This is a genomic window from Gordonia crocea, from assembly GCF_009932435.1.
Classification (GTDB): domain Bacteria; phylum Actinomycetota; class Actinomycetes; order Mycobacteriales; family Mycobacteriaceae; genus Gordonia; species Gordonia crocea.
In genome coordinates this window covers 2250093-2268793 of the sequence record NZ_BJOU01000001.1, presented here as the reverse complement: position 1 = coordinate 2268793, position 18701 = coordinate 2250093, and the positions used below count along the sequence as shown (strand labels likewise).

At 69.5% G+C, this 18701-nt stretch carries 17 protein-coding genes; 12 read left to right on the top strand and 5 right to left on the bottom strand.

Annotated features, from left to right (window positions below; translation table 11 throughout):
* Positions 1-67 precede the first annotated feature (67 nt).
* The 4 genes from tatA to nbrcactino_RS10700 all read left to right on the top strand — a co-directional run bounded on the left by tatA (position 68) and on the right by nbrcactino_RS10700 (position 5135).
* A complete protein-coding gene (gene tatA, locus nbrcactino_RS10715) occupies positions 68-322 on the top strand; it encodes a Sec-independent protein translocase subunit TatA (protein ID WP_161927337.1) in 255 nt (84 codons plus the stop codon).
* 36 nt (positions 323-358) lie between these two features.
* Positions 359-1324, top strand: coding sequence for a twin-arginine translocase subunit TatC (tatC, locus tag nbrcactino_RS10710; RefSeq protein ID WP_161927336.1), 966 nt, complete (start codon positions 359-361; stop codon positions 1322-1324).
* Between the two features lie 3 nt (positions 1325-1327).
* The gene (locus nbrcactino_RS10705) at positions 1328-4171 is read left to right on the top strand and encodes a DEAD/DEAH box helicase (protein WP_161927335.1); all 2844 of its coding nucleotides are present in this window, start codon (positions 1328-1330) and stop codon (positions 4169-4171) included.
* Between the two features lie 70 nt (positions 4172-4241).
* Positions 4242-5135 (top strand): DUF4333 domain-containing protein, encoded by an 894-nt coding sequence (locus nbrcactino_RS10700; protein ID WP_161927334.1) that lies wholly within the window; start codon positions 4242-4244, stop codon positions 5133-5135.
* Positions 5136-5217: 82 nt separating this feature from the next.
* Here the strand turns inward: nbrcactino_RS10700 and nbrcactino_RS10695 are convergent, their stop codons facing one another.
* Positions 5218-6165 (bottom strand): 5'-3' exonuclease, encoded by a 948-nt coding sequence (locus tag nbrcactino_RS10695; protein ID WP_161927715.1) that lies wholly within the window; start codon positions 6163-6165, stop codon positions 5218-5220.
* Positions 6166-6267: 102 nt separating this feature from the next.
* On the opposite strand from nbrcactino_RS10695, the gene nbrcactino_RS10690 reads away from it, so the two are divergent.
* Positions 6268-7551, top strand: coding sequence for an MFS transporter (locus nbrcactino_RS10690; RefSeq protein WP_161927714.1), 1284 nt, complete (start codon positions 6268-6270; stop codon positions 7549-7551).
* Here nbrcactino_RS10690 and nbrcactino_RS10685 read toward each other — a convergent pair.
* The gene (locus tag nbrcactino_RS10685; protein ID WP_161927333.1) at positions 7486-8265 is read right to left on the bottom strand and encodes a PIG-L family deacetylase; all 780 of its coding nucleotides are present in this window, start codon (positions 8263-8265) and stop codon (positions 7486-7488) included. The genes nbrcactino_RS10690 and nbrcactino_RS10685 overlap by 66 nt on opposite strands.
* 10 nt (positions 8266-8275) lie before the next feature.
* Complete coding sequence (locus nbrcactino_RS10680; RefSeq protein WP_161927332.1) at positions 8276-8983, bottom strand: DUF4189 domain-containing protein; 708 nt, start codon at positions 8981-8983, stop codon at positions 8276-8278.
* Between the two features lie 119 nt (positions 8984-9102).
* Between nbrcactino_RS10680 and htpG the strand changes: the two genes are divergently transcribed.
* On the top strand, positions 9103-11073 hold the full coding sequence (gene htpG / locus nbrcactino_RS10675) for a molecular chaperone HtpG (protein ID WP_161927331.1): 1971 nt from the start codon (positions 9103-9105) through the stop codon (positions 11071-11073).
* 124 nt (positions 11074-11197) lie between these two features.
* Here htpG and nbrcactino_RS10670 read toward each other — a convergent pair whose 3' ends face one another.
* Positions 11198-12142 (bottom strand): N-acetylglucosamine kinase, encoded by a 945-nt coding sequence (locus nbrcactino_RS10670; protein ID WP_228460775.1) that lies wholly within the window; start codon positions 12140-12142, stop codon positions 11198-11200.
* 10 nt (positions 12143-12152) lie between these two features.
* Positions 12153-12983 carry a crotonase/enoyl-CoA hydratase family protein gene (locus tag nbrcactino_RS10665; RefSeq protein WP_161927329.1) on the bottom strand — a complete coding sequence of 277 codons (831 nt, stop codon included), beginning with the start codon at positions 12981-12983 and terminating at the stop codon, positions 12153-12155.
* A gap of 138 nt (positions 12984-13121) precedes the next feature.
* On the opposite strand from nbrcactino_RS10665, the gene nbrcactino_RS10660 reads away from it, so the two are divergent.
* The 6 genes from nbrcactino_RS10660 (at position 13122) to nbrcactino_RS10635 (ending at position 18697) form a co-directional block, all read left to right on the top strand.
* Positions 13122-13763: a PaaI family thioesterase gene (locus nbrcactino_RS10660; RefSeq protein WP_228460774.1), complete on the top strand. Its 642-nt coding sequence runs from the start codon at positions 13122-13124 to the stop codon at positions 13761-13763.
* 50 nt (positions 13764-13813) lie between these two features.
* A complete protein-coding gene (locus tag nbrcactino_RS10655) occupies positions 13814-14599 on the top strand; it encodes a VOC family protein (RefSeq protein ID WP_161927327.1) in 786 nt (261 codons plus the stop codon).
* 88 nt (positions 14600-14687) lie between these two features.
* Positions 14688-16007: a sensor histidine kinase gene (locus nbrcactino_RS10650; RefSeq protein ID WP_161927326.1), complete on the top strand. Its 1320-nt coding sequence runs from the start codon at positions 14688-14690 to the stop codon at positions 16005-16007.
* Positions 15995-16639 (top strand): response regulator transcription factor, encoded by a 645-nt coding sequence (locus nbrcactino_RS10645; protein WP_161927325.1) that lies wholly within the window; start codon positions 15995-15997, stop codon positions 16637-16639. The genes nbrcactino_RS10650 and nbrcactino_RS10645 overlap by 13 nt, the downstream gene beginning before the upstream one ends.
* 30 nt (positions 16640-16669) lie before the next feature.
* Entirely contained in the window at positions 16670-17551 is an 882-nt protein-coding gene (locus nbrcactino_RS10640; protein WP_161927324.1) for a DUF4097 family beta strand repeat-containing protein, read from the top strand.
* A gap of 48 nt (positions 17552-17599) precedes the next feature.
* Entirely contained in the window at positions 17600-18697 is a 1098-nt protein-coding gene (locus nbrcactino_RS10635; protein WP_161927323.1) for an LLM class flavin-dependent oxidoreductase, read from the top strand.
* The last annotated feature ends 4 nt before the right edge of the window (positions 18698-18701 follow it).

The following is an 18701-nucleotide window of genomic DNA, read 5'->3' as shown; positions in this document are numbered from 1 at the left end:
GTGGACACGACGGTGTCGCGTAGACTGGCCAGCGAGAACTCGCCCCTTTTCGGATCAGGAGAAGCCCATGACCGGGTGGATGCAACCGTCGCACATCATCATCATCGCCATCATCTTCCTGCTCCTTTTCGGTGCCGGTAAGCTGCCCGCCGCGGCACGCGGCCTGGGCCAGTCGCTGCGGATCCTCAAGAGCGAGATGCGCGAGATGACCAAGGACGACTCGGCCGACGATGACTCGACCAAGGACGCGCCGCGACGCGAACTGCCCCCCGGTGAGGCCTCGCTCGACGCCGAATCCTCGTCGGAAAAGAAGTCCGCGTAGCCGACCGTCCGGAAGGAATCTGCCCTTAACCCGCGCGTGCGCATCCCCTTCGATCCCCGCCGACGCCGCAGCAAGGTCAACCCCGACGGCACCATGTCGTTGGTGGACCACCTGCGCGAGTTGCGCGGCCGCCTGATCTTCTCGTTGGTCGCCATCGCCGTGACCACGGTCATCGGCTTCATCTGGTACTCCTACGGTCCGTGGCGGATCGAATCCCTCGGCGAACTGCTGCGCGCCCCGTATTGCAGCCTCCCCGAGAACGTCCGGGTCACCCAGGCGAACGGGGAATGCCGGCTCTTGGCCACCGGGCCGTTCGACCAGTTCATGCTGCGGCTCAAGGTTGCGCTGACCGCCGGGGTCGTGCTCGCCGCGCCGATCTGGTTCTACCAGCTCTGGCAGTTCATCACGCCGGCGTTGCGGCGCAACGAGCGTCGGTACGCCGCCTTCTTCACCATTCTGGCCAGCTTGTTCTTCGTCACCGGGGCGGTGTTGGCCTACTTCGTCGTGGCCCGTGCCTTCCAGTTCCTGATGACCGTCGGCAGCGATGTCCAGGTGTCGTGGTTGACCGGCGACGGCTACTTCGGCTTCGTCCTCAACCTGCTGGTCATCTTCGGCATCAGCTTCGAACTCCCGCTGCTCATCATCGCGCTGAACCTGATCGGCGTGCTGACCTATGAGCGCCTCAAGAACTGGCGGCGCGGTCTGGTGTTCGGCATGTTCGTGTTCGCCGGGGTGGTGACCCCCGGTTCGGATCCGTTCACCATGTTGTCGCTGGCCTTGGCGCTGACCGTGCTGTTGGAGTTCGCCATCCAGTTCGCCCGTGTGCACGACAAGCGCAAGGCCCGGCGGCAGGCCGCGCTCGCCGATCTCGACGTCGACACGGCCAGTTCGATCCCGGCGCCTGGTCCGGCGCCGTCGGCTTCGGTCCTGGCCACGGCTCCCGGCGCGACGGCGACCCGGGAATCCGTTCGCGACGAACAGAACTTCGATGACATCCTGTAGTCGATGACTACCGGATCCCTGCCGACGGGCGCCCTCGCGGATTTCGCCGCGCGGCAGTCCTTCCGCCTCGACGACTTCCAGCGGCGCGCCTGCGAGGCACTGGCCGCCGGTCACGGCGTGCTCGTCTGCGCCCCGACGGGCGCGGGCAAGACCATCGTCGGCGAGTTCGCCGTGCACCTGGCCCTGGCCACCGGGACCAAATGCTTCTACACCACGCCGATCAAGGCGCTGAGCAACCAGAAGTTCCACGACCTCGTCGAGATCCACGGCGCGGGCAACGTCGGTCTGCTCACCGGTGACAACTCGATCAACTCCGACGCGCCGATCGTCGTGATGACCACCGAGGTCGTCCGCAACATGATCTACGCGGATTCGCCGGCCCTGGACGGGCTGTCCTACGTGGTCATGGACGAGGTCCACTTTTTGGCCGACCGGTTCCGCGGCGCGGTGTGGGAAGAGGTCATCCTGCATCTCGACCCCTCGGTGCGCGTGGTGAGCCTGTCGGCGACGGTGTCGAACTCCGAGGAGTTCGGCGCATGGATCCAGACGGTCCGCGGGGATACCACCGTCATCGTCGACGAAGTCCGGCCGGTGCCGCTGTGGCAACACATGCTGGTGGGCAACCGCCTCTTCGACCTCTACGACCGGCGCAGCGTCGGCGAGGGCAAACCGAAGGTGAACTCCGATCTCACCCGCTATATCGCCCACCGCAACCTCTCGGGTGCCCACGATGATGACCGCGACGGCCAATACCGGCGGCCGGGCACCGGCCGGTCGGGGTCCGGCCGGTCGGGTCCCAATCGGTCGGGTCCCAGACGGGGCCGCGGTGGTGCGGGGGACCGGCGCGGAGCCCGGCCCCTGTCGCGTCCCGACATGGTGGCGCGGTTGGACCGCGACGGCCTGCTGCCGGCGATCGACTTCATCTTTTCCCGGGCCGGGTGCGACGCGGCGCTGGCCCAGTGCGTCCGGTCGGGGATCAACCTGCTCGACGACGACCAGCGCACCGAGGCGTTGGCGATCGCTGACCGCCACCTGGCCGAACTGTCGCCGACCGACGCCGAGGTGCTCGGCGCGCAACAGTGGCGGTTGGGTATCGGCCGTGGATTCGCCGCCCATCACGCGGGCCTGCTGCCGACGTTCCGCCACGCGGTCGAGGAGCTCTTCGTCCGGGGGCTGGTGCGCGTGGTCTTCGCCACGGAGACGCTGGCGCTGGGTATCAACATGCCCGCGCGCTCGGTGGTCCTCGAACGACTCGTCAAGTACAACGGCGAGGCGCATGTGGATCTGACGCCGGGGGAGTTCACCCAGCTGACCGGGCGGGCCGGCCGGCGCGGGATCGACACCGAGGGGCACGCCGTGGTGGTGTGGACGCCTCAGCTCCAGGTCGCCGAGGTGGCCGGGCTCGCCGGCGCCCGAACCTTCGCGCTGCGCAGTTCGTTCGCGCCGGAATACAACATGGCGGTCAACCTCATCGACCGGCTCGGCCTGACCGGCTCCCGCGAGTTGCTGCTCCGTTCGTTCGCCCAGTTCCAGGCCGACCGGTCGGTGGTCGGGCGCGCGCGCAAGCTCGACGGGCTCGGCCACGAACTGCGCAAGACAGAAGGCGACCTGCGCCGCGCCGCGCAGCGACACGGGATCGACGAGCCGGATCCGGACGGGCCGGGCGAGCAGTACGGGGGATTCACCGGCTATATGGAGTTGCGCGAGGACATCCGGCGCCGTGAGCGCGACCTCAAGTTCCATCAGCGCAACGACACCCAGATCGAGATCGCCGATGATTTGGCGAATCTCAAACGGGGCCAGATCATCGGGCTCTACGGCAATCGGCACCGCGGCGTCGCGGTCGTCGTGGAGACCGCCGAGAACGTGGTCGACCCCAAGCCGATGGTGGTGGCCGAGGACGGGTGGTGCGGCCGCGTCGGCGTCCGCGACTTCCTCAACCCGCCGACGGTGCTGGGCAACATGCGGCTGGCACGGCACGTCGACCGGCGCACCGGTCGGGGGCGGCGCGACCTGGCCTCGGCGTTGCGGGCCACCGGGGTGAGTCTGCCCAAGGGCAAGCAGCGCAAGCGGTCCGCCGCGGCCGACGACGCCGAGTTGGCCCGATTGCGCGCCCGGTTGCGGGCCCATCCGGCCCACGACGCTGATGACGACGGCGAGCTCACCCGACTCGCCCAGAAGCGCAACCGGCTGCTGCGCGACGTCCGTTCGCTCGACGCGGAGATCGCCGGTCGGACCTCGGAACTCTCGGTGACCTTCGACAAGGTCGTCGCCGTTCTCGTCGAGTTGGGCTACCTGTCCGCGGTGGACGAGGGGATGGTGGTCACCGACGCCGGCATGCGGCTGCGCAAGATTTACAGCGAAAGTGACCTATTGGTCAGCGAATGTCTGCGCGAAGGGGTGTGGGCCGGATTGGCATTCGAAGAACTGGCCGCCGTGGTGGCGAGCCTGGTCTACACCTCACGCCGGGACTCCGCCGCCTCGTCGGACCGGATGCCGGGTTCCGCGGCGCTGCGCGGGGCGCTGTCGGACACGAACCGCATCTGGCGCGACGTCGTCGAAGTGGAGTTGCGCCACGGCGTCGCGCCAACCCGGGAACCGGATACGGGGTTCTCGGTGGCCGTCGCGATGTGGGCCTCGGGGAGGTCCTTGGCCGAGTCGTTGATGGCCGCCGGGGAGGCCGGGGCACTGCTGTCGCCGGGGGACTTCGTCCGGTGGAACCGCCAGGTCATCGATCTGCTCGACCAGATCGCGGGGTGTACCGAACCCGGTGACGGGGTCGGCCGTGCGGCTGTCGCGGCCATCGGCGCCATCCGCCGGGGAGTTGTCGCGGTCGAGATCGGCTGACGTGCGGTAGCGTTGTGCCGTCTGCCACCACCGTTTGGTCGGTGAGCCGTAGCGATGAGGGAGGACCGCCATGACTGATCCGCAGCAGCCGGGCTCGGATGACGCCATTGCCATTGATCCGAGTGACGACGTGACCGCAGTTGTCGAGTCGCCGGGGGCGAACACGGCACCGGCAACGGAGAACGACGTGACGGCGCCGGTGGTCCCCCCGTTGACCGCGCCGCAGGCCCAACCGACCCAACCTGCCCAGCCGGCCGAGCCGGCCCAGCAGTACCCCTCGGCGGCGCAACCGGCCCAGCCCGCCTACCCCGCCCAGCCGGCCTACCCTGCCCAGCCCGGCTATCCCGCCCAGCCGGCCTACCCGGCCCAACCTGGTCAATCGGCCTATCCCGCCCAGCCGAGTGCGGCCCAGCCGGTCCAGGCGGCCTATCCGGCCCAACCCGGACAGGCACCGTACCCGGCGCAGCCGGGACAGGCGTCGTACCCGGCGGAGGGCGGTCAACCGATCTACCCGGCACAGTCGGGCCAGCCGCAGGTGCCGGTCCCGCCCGGCATGTCCGCACCGCAGACGCCCTACGGCCAGCCTGGTCAGCCCGGTCAGCCGCCGTACCCGGGTGCGTTCGGTCAGCCCGCGCCCAAGAAGGGCGGCGCCGCGCTCAAGATCATCCTCGGGATTGTGGGTCTGGTCGTGATCCTCGGCGGGATCACCGCGTTTACCGCCTTCGTGGCACCGGGGTGGGCGCCGAAGAACCTGTCGCAGTCCGGCGCCGAGGCCGGTGTCCGCCAGGTCCTCATGAAGGACTACAAGGTCGAGAAGCTCTCGCAGGTCAGTTGCCCGGACAATCAGCGGGTCAAGCAGGGCGAGTCCTTCAACTGCACCGTGCAGACCAGCGACGGCAAGCAGAAGGTGACCGTCACCTTCACCGACAACAAGGGCGCCTTCGAAGTCGGCCCGCCGCACTAATCGCCGACTGGGCCCTCAATCTCGTCGACTGGGCCCTCAAATCCGTCGACTGGGCCCTCAAATCCGTCGACTGGGCCCGGCGCTACTCCCCGTCGGGCCAGTGCAACGCTGCCGCGAGGCGCCCCAGCGCGGATTCGATGCCCAGTTCGGCCCCGAGTGATGCGAGTGCGTCCGCATCCGCGGGTGCGGCGGGCAACCGGTCGTCGCCGGACTCGATCAACTCGGCATCGGTCTTGACGAATACGACGGTCCGCGCAGCGCTCAGGTAGTCAGCCGATTCGAGTAGCGCGGCTCGAGCCCGCGGCTTGACCGCAGCCGAACCCGCGCCGGCCGCGTGCTCGAGGGCGTCAAGACTGCCGAATTCGACGAGCAGCTTGGCCGCGGTCTTCTCCCCGATGCCGGGCACCCCCGGTAGTCCGTCGGACGGATCGCCGCGCAGAATCGCCATCTCGGCATAGTCCGCACCCGCTCGGGCCGCGGTCAGGCCGTACTTCTCCGCCACCTCGACCGGACCCATCAGTGCCGCCTTGGCCAGGCCCTGGCCCACGTAGAGCACGCGGACGGGGACGGGGTCGTCGGCGACCACTTGGAGGAGGTCGCGGTCCCCGCTGACGACGAGGACGGCGTCGTCGGCCTCGTGGAACGCCAGTGTGCCGATCACGTCGTCGGCTTCGCAGCCGCGGGCCCCGGCCGTCGCGATCCCGGCGTGGCGCAAGACCTCGTCGATCATGTCGACCTGCGGAGTCAGCGTGTCGGGGACCGTCTCGACGTCGTGTCCCGATTCGGACTGATCGGCGGTCTCGGCGACGCGGTGGGCCTTGTAAGACGGGATCAGATCGGTGCGGAACGCCGGCCGCCAATCCAGGTCGAGGCAGACGACGAGCCGGGTCGGCTCATGTTTGGCGACCAGTGCCGCGATGGTGTCGACGAATCCGCGCACCGCGTTGACCGGGCGCCCGTCGGGGGCGGTCACCTTCTCCGGGATGGCGAAGAACGACCGGAACCACAGACTTGCACCGTCGAGCAGCATCAGCGAGGACATGCGTGCCAGTCTCCCACGCACCGTCGGGAGTAGCGTGGAGGAGTAGGGCATGACCGGAACGGGGTGGCAGTGGCGGTGCGGGAGTCGCGGATGTTCGCGTCGCTGTCGCACCGGAACTACCGCATCTACTTCGTCGGCGCGCTGGTGTCCAATATCGGGACATGGATCCAGCGGGTCGCCCAGGATTGGCTCGTCTTGGAGTTGTCCGGGGGTTCCGCGGTGGCCGTGGGCATCACCACGGCCCTCCAGTTCCTCCCGGCATTGCTGCTCTCGCCGGGCGGCGGTCTGCTGGCCGACCGGGTGGACAAGCGCCTCCTGCTGGCCGTGACCCAGACGTGGATGGCCGCCTCCGCCCTGGTCCTGGGGGTCATGGCCATCGCCGGCGTCGCGCGGACTTGGCACGTCTACGTGATCGCGCTGGTGTTCGGCATCGGGTCTGCGGTCGACGTCCCGGCCCGGCAGGCATTTGTGACCGAGGTCGCCGGGCGGGCGAATCTGACGAATGCCATCGGTCTCAACAGTGCGTCCTTCAACGCGGCGCGGTTGATCGGCCCCGGGGTGGCCGGATTGATCATCGGCGTGTGGGGCAGTGGCTGGGCGATCTTGACCAACGCGATCAGCTACGCGGCCATGCTGCTGGCCTTGATGGCATTGCACGTGGCGGATCTCGACCGTACGAAGCCGGTCGCCCGGGCCAAGGGACAGGTTCGCGAGGGCTTTCGTTACGTCGCGGCGCGGCCCGACCTCCTCGTCGCCCTGGGCGTCGGGTTCGCGGTGGGCACGTTCGCCCTGAATTTCCAGCTGACCAATGCGGTCATGGTCAGCAAAGAGTTCGGCCTCGGCGCGCGCGCCTATGGATGGGCCGGGTCGGTGATGGGCATCGGCTCGCTCGCGGGTGCCCTGCTCGCCGCGCGGCGCAGTCGCGCGCCCGCGCTGAAATGCGTCGTCGGGGCTTCTCTCGTCTTCGCGGTGCTGCTCGGCCTGCTCGGATTCATGCCCGGCTACTGGACATACCTGCTGTTGCTTCCGCTGGTCGGTCTGGCCGGGCTGCTGACGATGACGGCGACGAACATGTTCGTCCAGACGACGAGCGATCCGTCACTCCGCGGTCGGGTCATGGCCCTGTACGCGATGGTGATGATGGGCGGCACCCCGATCGGTGCGCCGCTGATGGGCTGGTTGGCGCAGGTCTTCGGCCCCCGGGCACCACTGATCGGCGGGGCGGTGCTGCAAGTGGCAACGATCGGTGCGGTACTCGTGGTCGTGCGTGCGAGATTCGGTTCGGCCGATCAATGGCGGCCTGCCGGGTCAGTCGACCAGGGCGCGGCCCCCGCCGACGAGGTCCCGCCGGAGGTAGCACTCCCACCCGAGTAGCGCCTCGCGCGCGGCATCGTCGAGCGCGCGGATGGCACGCAGAGTGCGGCTGCGCTCGAACTCGGTCCGGTGGGCCTGCAGTGCCCGCCACTTCCTATCGAGGACGCCGCGGACGTCGACGACGTCGTCGATCCGATCGTCGGGGGTGCCGAACCGCATCAGTTCCTCGGCTTCCGCGGGACGGCCGGCCACCCGCGTCGTCATGACCTGTTCCCATGCCTGGCGGGAACGCGATTCGCTCACGGTGACGAAATAGAGGGAGGACACCCGCCACGGCGCGCCCGCATCGAGGTAGAGGTGGGGCTCGGCGGCGGCTTCAGCAGCGGCCAAACACAACCGATGGGTGTGGATGTGATCTGGATGGCCGTAAATACCGAAGGCATCGGTCGTGAGGATGATGTCGGGCCGCAAGTCGCGCACGTGCCGGGTCAGCGCCCCCACCGCATCGTCGAAGGGCACGTCCACCAACGGCGGCAGGTCCGACGAGGTGGGTACGCCACCGTCGGCATAGCCCAGCATGATCGGTTCGCGGGGCAGGCCCAGCGCTTGAAGTGCGTCGACGAGTTCGCGGTGCCGGGGCTGCCCGGCCGCCCAGGTCGTGGTGACGACGTCGGCCTCCCCGCCCGCGGCGCAATGCCGGGCCAGGGTGCCGCCGGTCCAGATCGTCTCGTCGTCGGGGTGGGCCTGTACGCAGAGGATGCGCGGTGGTGTCATCGGCGCCCGATCAACCGCTGACGTTCGAGGTGCATTTGGCGACGATGAGCTTGGGGCTCCCGCCCCGGACGTAGCCGTAGGCCTTGTTGATCGCGGCCTGCCTGGTGGTGCTCCAGGCCCAGCCCCAGGACGCGTCGTTCTGCGATTGGGCCAGGGCCCCGCATGCGTTGCGGAACCACAGCACGCTGGAGCAGCTGGAGACGCCGCACTTGCTGTTGGCCAGGCTTTCCGCGCCCGACTGGGTCGCCGAATTGATCGCCCAGCCGACGTTGCCCGTCGGGATTGACACGGAGAACGCGCCGAAGAGGTTGCGCGACGCCGGCGTGGTGGTCGTCGTCGGCGGGCGATACGGCGTGTAGGTCGTCGTCCAGGGCGACGGGGCCGTCGTCCAGCGGGTGGTGGTCGTCGACGAGGCGCGGGAATCGCTCTTCTTGCCCGACAGGGTGACGACGGCGAAGGTGCCGAGGCCGACCAGCAGCAGCGCGACCAGGGCGATTCCGCCGATGATCAGCGCAATCACCCCGCCGTTGGACTTGCGCGGGGGCGGCGGGCCGTAGCCGCCGGGGCCGAAGCCTGGGCCCTGCCCTGGCGGAGGGTAGCCCGGTCCACCGGCCGGATTGGGGTTCGTCGGCGCCGGATAGGCGTAGCCGGGAGGTGGCGGCGGCGTTCCGGGAGGAGGCATGCCCGGGCCACCCGGCCCCTGCGGTGGGTAGGTCATGGTCCAAGCATAGGCAGGACCGCCCCGTGTCCCGTCGACGATGTGCGCTAATACACTGGTCGAGCGAATGGATGAGACCCCCGGCGGGGCCGGGGCCGACCGAAGGGAATGATCGCGACATGGTGGCACCGGAGACGATGGAGTTCCAGGCCGAGACGCGCCAGCTACTCGACCTGATGGTGCACTCGGTCTACTCGAACAAGGACAGCTTCCTGCGCGAGTTGATCTCGAACTCCTCCGACGCACTCGACAAGCTGCGGCTGGAGTCGTTGCGCGACAAGGAACTCGAGGTCGACACGTCGAACCTCAGGATCACCCTGGTTCCGTCCGCCGACGGTGACGAGCGAACCCTGGTCGTCGCCGACAACGGGATCGGGATGAGCCGCGACGAGGTGGTCGAGCTGATCGGGACCCTGGCGCGTTCGGGCACCGGGGAACTGCGCCGCAAACTCGCCGAGGCGAAGGACGCCGCCGCCTCCGACGCACTGATCGGGCAGTTCGGAATCGGCTTCTACTCCACGTTCATGGTCGCCGACAGGGTCACCCTGGTGACGCGGAAGGCCGGCGAGACGATCGGGACCAAGTGGGAGTCGACCGGTGACGGGACCTACACGATCGAGGCCGTCGACGAGGCCCCGCAGGGGACCAGCGTGACCCTGCAACTCAAGCCCGCCGACACCGAGGACCATCTCCACGACTACGCCGACCCGGCGCAGTTGCGGGCGCTCGTCAAGCGCTACTCCGACTTCATCAGTTGGCCCATCCAGATGGAGGTCCCGGTGACCCCCGGCGATGAGGACGCCGACGGGGATGGCGAGGCGAAAGACGGAGACGCCACCGAATGGGACACGCTCAACTCCGGTAAGGCGCTGTGGGCGCGGCCGCGTAGCGAGGTGTCCGAGGAGGAATACGCCGAGTTCTACCGGCACGTCAGCCATGCCTGGGATTCACCGTTGGAGGTGATTTCGGTCAAGGCCGAGGGCACCTTCGAATACGAGGCGTTGCTCTTCCTGCCGACGCAGCCGCCCTTCGACATGTTCACGCCGCAGCACCGCGGCGGGATCCACCTCTACGTCAAGCGCGTGTTCATCATGGATGACGCCGACCTCCTGCCGGAGTACCTGCGATTCGTCACCGGCGTCGTCGACGCGGCCGACCTGTCGCTGAACGTCTCGCGGGAGATTCTGCAGCAGGATCGGCAGATCCGCGCGATTCGACGACGGCTGACGAAGAAGGTCGTCGCCACCGTCGGCGACTTGCGCTCGTCGCGGCCCGATGACTACGCGACCTTCTGGGAGGGCTTCGGCCGCGTCTTCAAAGAGGGGTTGGTCAACGATCCGGACAACCGCGAGGCGGTGTTGAAGGCCAGCGTGTTCGCCTCGACCCGTGATGGCGACGGCGACGGTTCCGCCTTGACGTCGATCGCCGAGTACGTCGGCAGGATGAAGCCCGGTCAGGACGCGATCTATTACATGACCGGGGAGTCGCAGCAACAGATCCGCAACTCGCCGCACATGGAGGCCTTTGCCGCCAAGGGCATCGAGGTGCTGACGTTGTCGGACCCGGTGGACGAGATCTGGGTCGACGCCGTCGGCGAGTTCGAGGGCCATCGGTTCACGTCGATCGCCAAGGGCACCGTCGATCTCGACGCGGCCGAGTCCGACGAGGACAAGGCTGCCGCTGCGGAGGAATTGGAGAAGCGCGGCGAGGAGTTCGCCGGGTTGCTGTCGTGGCTGGGTGGGGTGCTCGGCGACGACGTCACCGAGGCCCGGCTCTCGACGCGGCTCACCGACTCTGCCGCCTGCCTCGTCGGCGATGCCTATTCGATGTCGCCGCAGTTGGAGAAGCTCTACCGCGCATCGGGGCAGCCGGTCCCACATGTCAAGCGTGCACTGGAGCTCAACCCCGATCACCCGCTGGTCGTCGGATTGAACAAGGCGGTGGCCGACGAGGGGTCACGCGACGGACTCAAGCAGACTGCGCAACTCCTGTACGGCTTGGCGTTGTTGGCCGAGGGCGGCGAGCTCGCCGATCCGGCTGCCTTCGCCAAGACGTTGGCCGACTCGTTGGCGACTCAGCTCGACGCATAGTCATCGACGTCGGGTGGGCCCAGTCGACGAGATCGTGGGCCCACTCGACGGGATTGAGGGCCCAGTCGACGAAGAACAGGGCCCATTCGGCGGATATGAGGGCCCAGTCGGCGGAACTGGAGAGCTAACGGCCGGCGTAGGCCACGAGGCCGGTGATCGGGTGATCCTCGGGGAGGTCGAGCAACTGGGCCACCCCGTCGAGCGGGATCCCGTGGGGATCGGCGACCGTCACGGTCGGATGGGTGTGCGCGAGACGTTCGCGGAACCGGTTCTGCAGCCGGGGGTTGGTGGTGATCACCTTGCCCATCCAGCTGACCCGCCAGCGGTCGCCGGACTGCCAACCGGCCCCGCGTAGCGCCGCGGACACCGAGGCGGCGAGTTCGTCGGCGGCCCCCAGGATGATCTGCTGCGCGACCTCGTCACCGTCGTCGGCCGCCGCGGCGACGACCTTGGCGAAACCGGCCGTGCGCCGGACGCGCAACGGATCGGCCTGGACGATCATGTAGATCTCGGGGAGGGGACCGAACTCGGTCTCGGCCAGACGGGTGAGCGCGGTGCCCGGGCCGCGGCCGTCGAAGGCGCGCAGCGCGGCCTCGACGCCGGCCCGGCCGATCCAATAGCCACTTCCGGAGTCGCCGAACATTCCCCAGCCGTCGACCTTGGCCGTGCTCACCCCGACGCCCAACGTCACCACGCCCGTCCCGGCCGCCACCACCGCGCCCGGCGTCAACCGGTTGGCGCCGAGGAAGGCGGTCACCGAATCGTGCGCGACCGCGACGCGGGTGACGCCGATCGACTCGCAGGCCGCCAGCAGTTCGGCGGGGCGGGTGGCACCCGGGGTGAGCCCCGAGATACCGGCGCCCAACTCCGCACCGGGCAGCTGCCGCCCGCCGAGTGCCTGGCTGACGAGCGCGGCGACCTGCGGGATTACCGGGTGATCGGTGCGCACGCCGGGCACTTCGACTGGGTCGGCGGTATCGGCGGCACCGGCGTTGACGACGCGCACCCGGGCGCCGGTCTGACCGCAGTCGATTGCGATGCGGGGCCGGGGCTGCGCGGCGTCGGACACGGCGTCGGGCCTACTTCCCCTGGAACTTCGGCGGACGCTTCTCGAAGACCGCGGTGATGGCCTCGGTGAGGTCTTCGCTGGGCAGGAAGGCCGCATTCCAGGTGGCGACGTAGCGCAGCGAGTCCTCAACCTGCGCCCGGCGGCTGTGGTCGAGCACGGTCTTGACGCCCTGGACGACGAGCGGCGGGAGGTCGGCGATCTCGCGGGCGGCGGCACGGGCGGCGGCCAACACGGCGTCACCGTCCTCGTACACGTCGTTGACCAGGCCGATCTTCTCGGCGCGGGCGGCGTCGATGTCTTTGCCGGTGAAGGCCAGCTCGCGCAGGTGTCCGTCGCCGACGATGGCGCCGAGGCGGGCCAGCGAACCCATGTCCGCGACGATGGCCACGCGGACCTCGCGCACCGAGAACTTGGCGTCGCTGCTGGCATAGCGGACGTCGGCCGCGGTGATCAGGTCGACACCGCCGCCGATGCACCAACCGGAAATGGCGGCGATGACGGGCTTGCGGCAGTCGGCCACGGCGTTGATCCCCGCCTGCATCCGCTTGATCAGATCGTGGAACTCGGTGCGCGGTCCGGCTTTTGCGTCGGCGGCGAGAACCTTGCCGAAGTCGCCGGACATCGCGGGTAGGTCGAGGCCGAAGGAGAAGTGCTTGCCCGAACCGGCCAGGACCACGGCGCGCACCCCGGGGTCGCCGTCGAGGGCGGTGAAGAGCGGGAGGAGCTCACTCCAGAAGTCCGGCCCCATCGCATTGCCCTTGCCGGGGCCGATCAGGGTGACTTCGGCGATTCCGTCGTCGACGGAGACGTCGAACGCTTTCCATTCCTGCACATTCGTCATGGGTGATTACGGTACCCCGGCGCCGTAGACGACTCCGCGCCGATACCGAGAAGTGCGCAGTTGTAACGTGTTCTAGAAGTGGCCTAAGCGATTGCGAGGTAGGGGATGTCGTTGATTGGCGATTTCGGGGTGGATCCGATGACCCCGGAACAGTTCGACGCGGAGGCGGCGCTGTTCGGCCCGCTGACCGATTCGGTCCGGACGCTGATGGAGGCGACGCTGATGTCGGAGGCCGAGGCCGACGATGTCGCGCGGGCGCGGGCCCTCGTCGATGAGGCGGCCGCGTTGCTGAACACCCGGCGCGGCGGCATCGCGCTGGGGACGCGGTGGGGTACCGACGGAATCCGACGGTCGTGGGGCAATGCGGTGATGGGCTTGCGCAACCCGGTCGCCCCGCCGTTGGAATTCACCCACGACGACGACGGGCCGTCATGGGCGGAAGCCGAGCTCGGCGGTCTCTACGAGGGGCCACCCGGGCTGGTGCACGGCGGGGTGGTGGCGCTGCTCCTCGACCAGGCGCTGGGATCAGCAGCCTTCTACGCGGGTTCACCCGGGATGACGGGCACGCTGACGGTCCGCTACCGGCAGGGCACCAAGCTCGGCCCGGTCCGGGTCGAGGCCGCCTTGGACCGTGTCGAAGGGGTGAAGTCTTTCGTCGTCGGCACGGTCATCACCCCCGACGGGGTGTGTGCCGAGGCCGAGGGGATCTTCATCCTGCCGCGCGAGGTCCGCCACCTGGCGGGTGAGCTGGCGCAGTCGTTCCACCCGGGCGAAGGCTGAGGCGTGTCAGAATCCGGCGCATCCCGCGCCGGTTGGGGACAATGGGCGCCGTGAGCACCACAGCGTCGGTCATCGCCCTGTCCACCCCCCGCGCCGCCGAAGCGGTGGCGGCCTACACCGAACTCTTGGGGCCGGGCATCCCCGACGGTCGGGCGCATTACTGGCATACCGGCTCGACCATGCTGGTGGTCACCGAGGGAGACCCCGATGCCCGGGTGTTGGTACCGGCCGCCGAATTGGTCCGCGGTGCGGCCGCGGAGGAGGCGGTCACCCTCCTGAAGCGCAGGGCGATCCCGACGGCGCCGGCCGAGCCCATCGGCGGGGCCGCCGTCCACACCGCCGCAGACCTGCCGATCGGGGTGATCGACACCGCTGCACTCGACACCGCTGCACTCGACACCGCTGCACTCGACCCCGGTGCGGGCGGTCCGGCGACCGAGTCAGCGCCCGGCCCATCGGAGGTCACCCGTCTCGACCACATCGTCATGAGCGCACCCTCGCGAGACGGCGCCCTGGCGTTGTTCGGTGCGGGGCTGGGATTCGACTTCCGCCTCGAGCAGCGGTTCACCCCTGCTCGCGGAGGGGAGGCGGTGCACCAATTGTTCTTGCGCGGCGCCGGATCGGTCGTCGAGATCCTGGTCAGCCCGCAGGCGCCGCGGATCGACCTGTGGGGACTGGCCTGGACCAGTGCCGACCCGGACGCCACGCATGCGCGGCTGACCGACCGCGGCGCGGACCTGAGTGAGATCCGGCGCGGCCACAAGCCCGGCACGCGCGTGTTCACGATCCGCGGCGACGACCTGGTCCTGCCGACCATCGTGATCGGCCACGACTGACCTCTCCAACGGCCCTGGGGGTTAACCCCCGCCGGGTTGTCCGGTTAACGCCGTTTCGTCCGCGCCGCGCGATGCCTAGATTCAAGGCATGGCTGTTGCAACCGACGTCCTACCCGCCCCGCCGCGCGAACCGATCGCGAATGCGGTGCCCCGCCGCGGCACGAGGGGGCGGATCGGCGTAGTCCCCACCGCGTCGATGCTGACCACCGCGGCCATCGCCACGGTGTGGTTCTGGATTCCGTTGGGCATCCTCATCGTCGCGCTGTCGTCGATTCCGTCGGTGATCGGTTTCCTCATCGCCGCGGTGATCTTCGTCTACCTCATGCGCGGTGTCGAATGGGTGGAGCGCCACCGCAGCGAGGCGGTGTTCGGCATGGGCATCGGCGTCCCGCCGCGGCGAATGTCGCCGTACTCCGGATTCCAGGGCTGGGCGCACCAACTGTGGCTGGATTCGACCAGCGCGCGCTTCTGGAAGGGCGCCGCCCACCACTACCTGCGGATGCTCTACGACATGCTGGCCGCGGGGCTCGCCCTCGCCCTGGTGGCATTCGCCTTTCTGGGACCGGCCGCGGCCACCGCCGTGCGGCGCAGCGACGCCGAGGCCGGGTTGAGCTTCCTGCCTCCGGCGCTCGCCTGGGTGTTCGCGGTCGTGGCGGTCGTCGCAGCGGTGGCGGTCCTCGTCTTCGCGCCGGCACTCGACGCCGTGATCGACCGCTGGTTGCTGTCCCCGTCGCCGACGGCGGTCCTGCGGCGTCAGGTCGACGCGCTGGCCGACGCCCGGCAGGGGGCGGTGTCCTCGGCGCAATCGGAGCGGTACCGCATCGAGCGCGACCTCCACGACAGCGTGCAGCCGCGGCTGGTGTCGCTGGCAATGACGATCGGGTTGGCCCGGACCAAGCTGGACACCGATCCACCCGCTGCTGCAGCGTTGATCGACGAGGCGCATGCCGACGCCAAGAGCGCGTTGGTCGAGCTGCGCAACGTCGTGCGCGGCATCGCGCCGACGATCCTGGCCGACCGCGGCCTGGACGCGGCACTGTCCTCGGTCGTCGGGCGGGCCGAGACCTCGGGTGTGGCGACGACGCTCGACGTCGACCTGCCCCGGCGCCTGCCCGACGAGGTGGAATCGGTGGCCTACTTCGTCGTCGCCGAGGCGCTGACCAATATCGCCAAGCATGCGGCCGCCACGCAGGCGGTGGTCACCGTGCGATTCGACGAGGCCACCGGCCTGCTCCACGTGTCGGTCTTCGACGACGGTCGGGGCGGCGCGGTCATCGACGCGGGGGACACCGCCACCGGGTTGGCCGGCCTCGCCGCGCGGGTGCGGGCCGCGGGCGGCTCGTTCGATGTCTCGAGTCCGAGCACCGGGCCGACCATCGTTACGGCGGTGCTGCCATGCGCATCGTGATCGCCGAGGATTCCGCCCTGCTGCGGGCCGGAATCGAGCGCATCCTGGCCGACGCCGGACACCAGGTCGTGGCCGGGGTGCCCGACGCCACCAACCTGCTGCACCTGGTGGAACGCGAACGGCCCGACCTGGCCATCGTCGACGTGCGAATGCCGCCGACCTTCACCGACGAGGGGATCCGCGCCGCCGCCGTGTTGCGCAGCCAGAACCCCGAATCCCCGGTGCTGATCCTGTCGCACTATGTGGAGGAGCGCTATGCGTCGGACCTCATCGCCTCCGACACCAAGGGATTCGGCTATCTGCTGAAGGACCGGGTGGCCGACGTGCCCGCGTTCCTCGACGCGGTGGAGGTGGTCGGCGGCGGGGGAACCGTGCTGGACCCCGAGGTGGTGTCCCAGATCCTCGTCCGTTCGCATCGGCGCAGCGCGCTGGACCAGCTGACCCAACGCGAGCGCGACGTCCTGCAACTGATGGCCGAGGGCAAGACGAATGCGGCCATCGCGGCCGGCCTCCACGTCTCGGTCGGTTCGGCCGAGAAACATATCGCCTCCATCTTCGCCAAGCTCGGGTTGGCGGCCGATGACAGCGGGAACCGCCGGGTACTGGCCGTTCTGCGCTACCTCGAGAACTGACCCGAACCGCCCACCCCGGAAGGACACCCCATGACGGTCACCACCACCCCCGCCCCGGTCGACCCGCCCCCGAGTTTGACGCCGGGCGGCCGCACCGCGGTCCGCACGCTGTTGGTCCTCGCCGCCACCTCGGTCCTGGTCGTCGGCCTGGCGGGATTGGGAGTCCTGGCCTGTGGGGTGAGCAGCGTCCGCGTGGTCGCCGATCACCGGGTCCTTCCGGGCGACATGGACACGCTGGTCATCGACACCGGGTCGGTGCCGGTGGCGGTCCGCGTCGATACGGGCCGAGACACCCGGGAGGCGACCGCGGACCTGCGGTTGGCCACCACGTCGGGCAGCGGGCGGCACCGGCTGGTCGTCGACACCGACGGCACCCACAGCCGCATCCGGATCACCGGAGCGCCTGCGTCAGGGTTCTCCTGGGCGCGCGGCGGCGAGATCGTCGTCTCGGTGCCGCGGGAGCAGGCGCGCCGGATGACGGTGCGCACCGAACAGCAGTACGGTGCGGCGATCGTCACCGCCGACCTCGACCGGCTCGTCGCCAACGTCCGCAACGGCGCGGTCGTGCTGCGGGGCTCGGCCCGGGCCATCGAGGCGCATACCGTCAACGGCGAAATCGTCGCCCGCGAGCCCATCGCGGTCACCGAGAGCTTCCTCGCCACGGCGACGTCGGGTGATATCACCGTCGACTTCCGCGACACCGCGCCGCGCCGGGTCGAGGCGACCACCCGCGACGGCGAGGTGATCCTGGGGCTGCCCGAGCGCGGCCCCTACCTGGTCCGGGTACAGGCGGGCGACTCGGCGAAGGTCCGGGTGCCCGAGACCACCGACGCCGCGGCCGCGGTGAGCGAGGTCATCGCACGGTCGGACAACGGGGCCGTCGTCGTCGACCGCGTCGCCCCGCGCGGATAGCGGGCGGGCCGGCGGAATTCGCGAGGCCCCCGACGGGTTGTCCCAGGCATGACCGACTTCGCCGACGAGGCTGCCTTCGACCCGACGATCACCGCCGGAGCGGAGATCGAATTGGGGCTGGACACGTTCGGCGACATCACCGTCGACGAGTCGGGGACCCGCCTGAGTGGGGCGCAAGTCATTCGCAACGTCGTCGACGAGGCGGTGTTGGCCGACAGCCTCGGCGTCGACTTCATCGGCCTCGGCGAGCACCACCGCGACGACTTCGCGATCACCGCTCCCGACGTGGTGCTGGCGGCCATCGGGGGACAGACCTCGCGGATCCGGCTGGGCAGCGCGGTCACCGTGCTGAGCTCCGACGACCCGATTCGCGTCTACGAGCGGTTCGCGACCCTCGACGCGCTGACGAACGGCCGCGCCGAGGTGATCCTGGGCCGCGGATCGTTCACCGAGTCCTTCCCGCTCTTCGGATACGACCTCGACGACTACGAGATGTTGTTCGAAGAGAAACTCGCCCTGTTCGCGCGGTTGCGCACGGAACGCCCGGTCACCTGGTCGGGCACGCACCGCACGCCGCTGACCGCGCAGGAGGTGTACCCGAAGACCGAGTCCGGGTCGGTGACGGCGTGGATCGGGGTGGGCGGCAGCCCGGAGTCGGTGGTCCGCTCGGTCAGCCACCAGATCCCGATGATGCTCGCGATCATCGGCGGCGCCCCCGCGCGGTTCGGCCCGTATGTGGACCTGTATCGCCGGGCCCAGCAGCAACTGGCCCCGGAGACCGGGCAGCGGGCGCCGATGCCGTTGGGTGCGCATTCGCCCGGACACATCGCCGACACCGACCAGCAGGCGATCGACGAGTACTGGCCGCACTACCGCGCGATGAACGACCGCATCGGCCGGGAACGCGGCTGGCCGGCGGCGACGAAGGACAAGCTGGTCGCCGAGGCCCGCAACGGCTCGCAATACGTCGGGTCGCCCGAGACGGTGGCCGCCCGGATCGCCGAGACCGCTCGGAATCTGGGATTGTCGCGGTTCGACCTCAAGTACGCCTCGGGGACGATGCCGCACGAGATGCTGATGCACAGCATCGAGCTCTACGGCACCCGCGTCATCCCGCGGGTGCGCGACCTGCTGTCCGGCGACTGATACC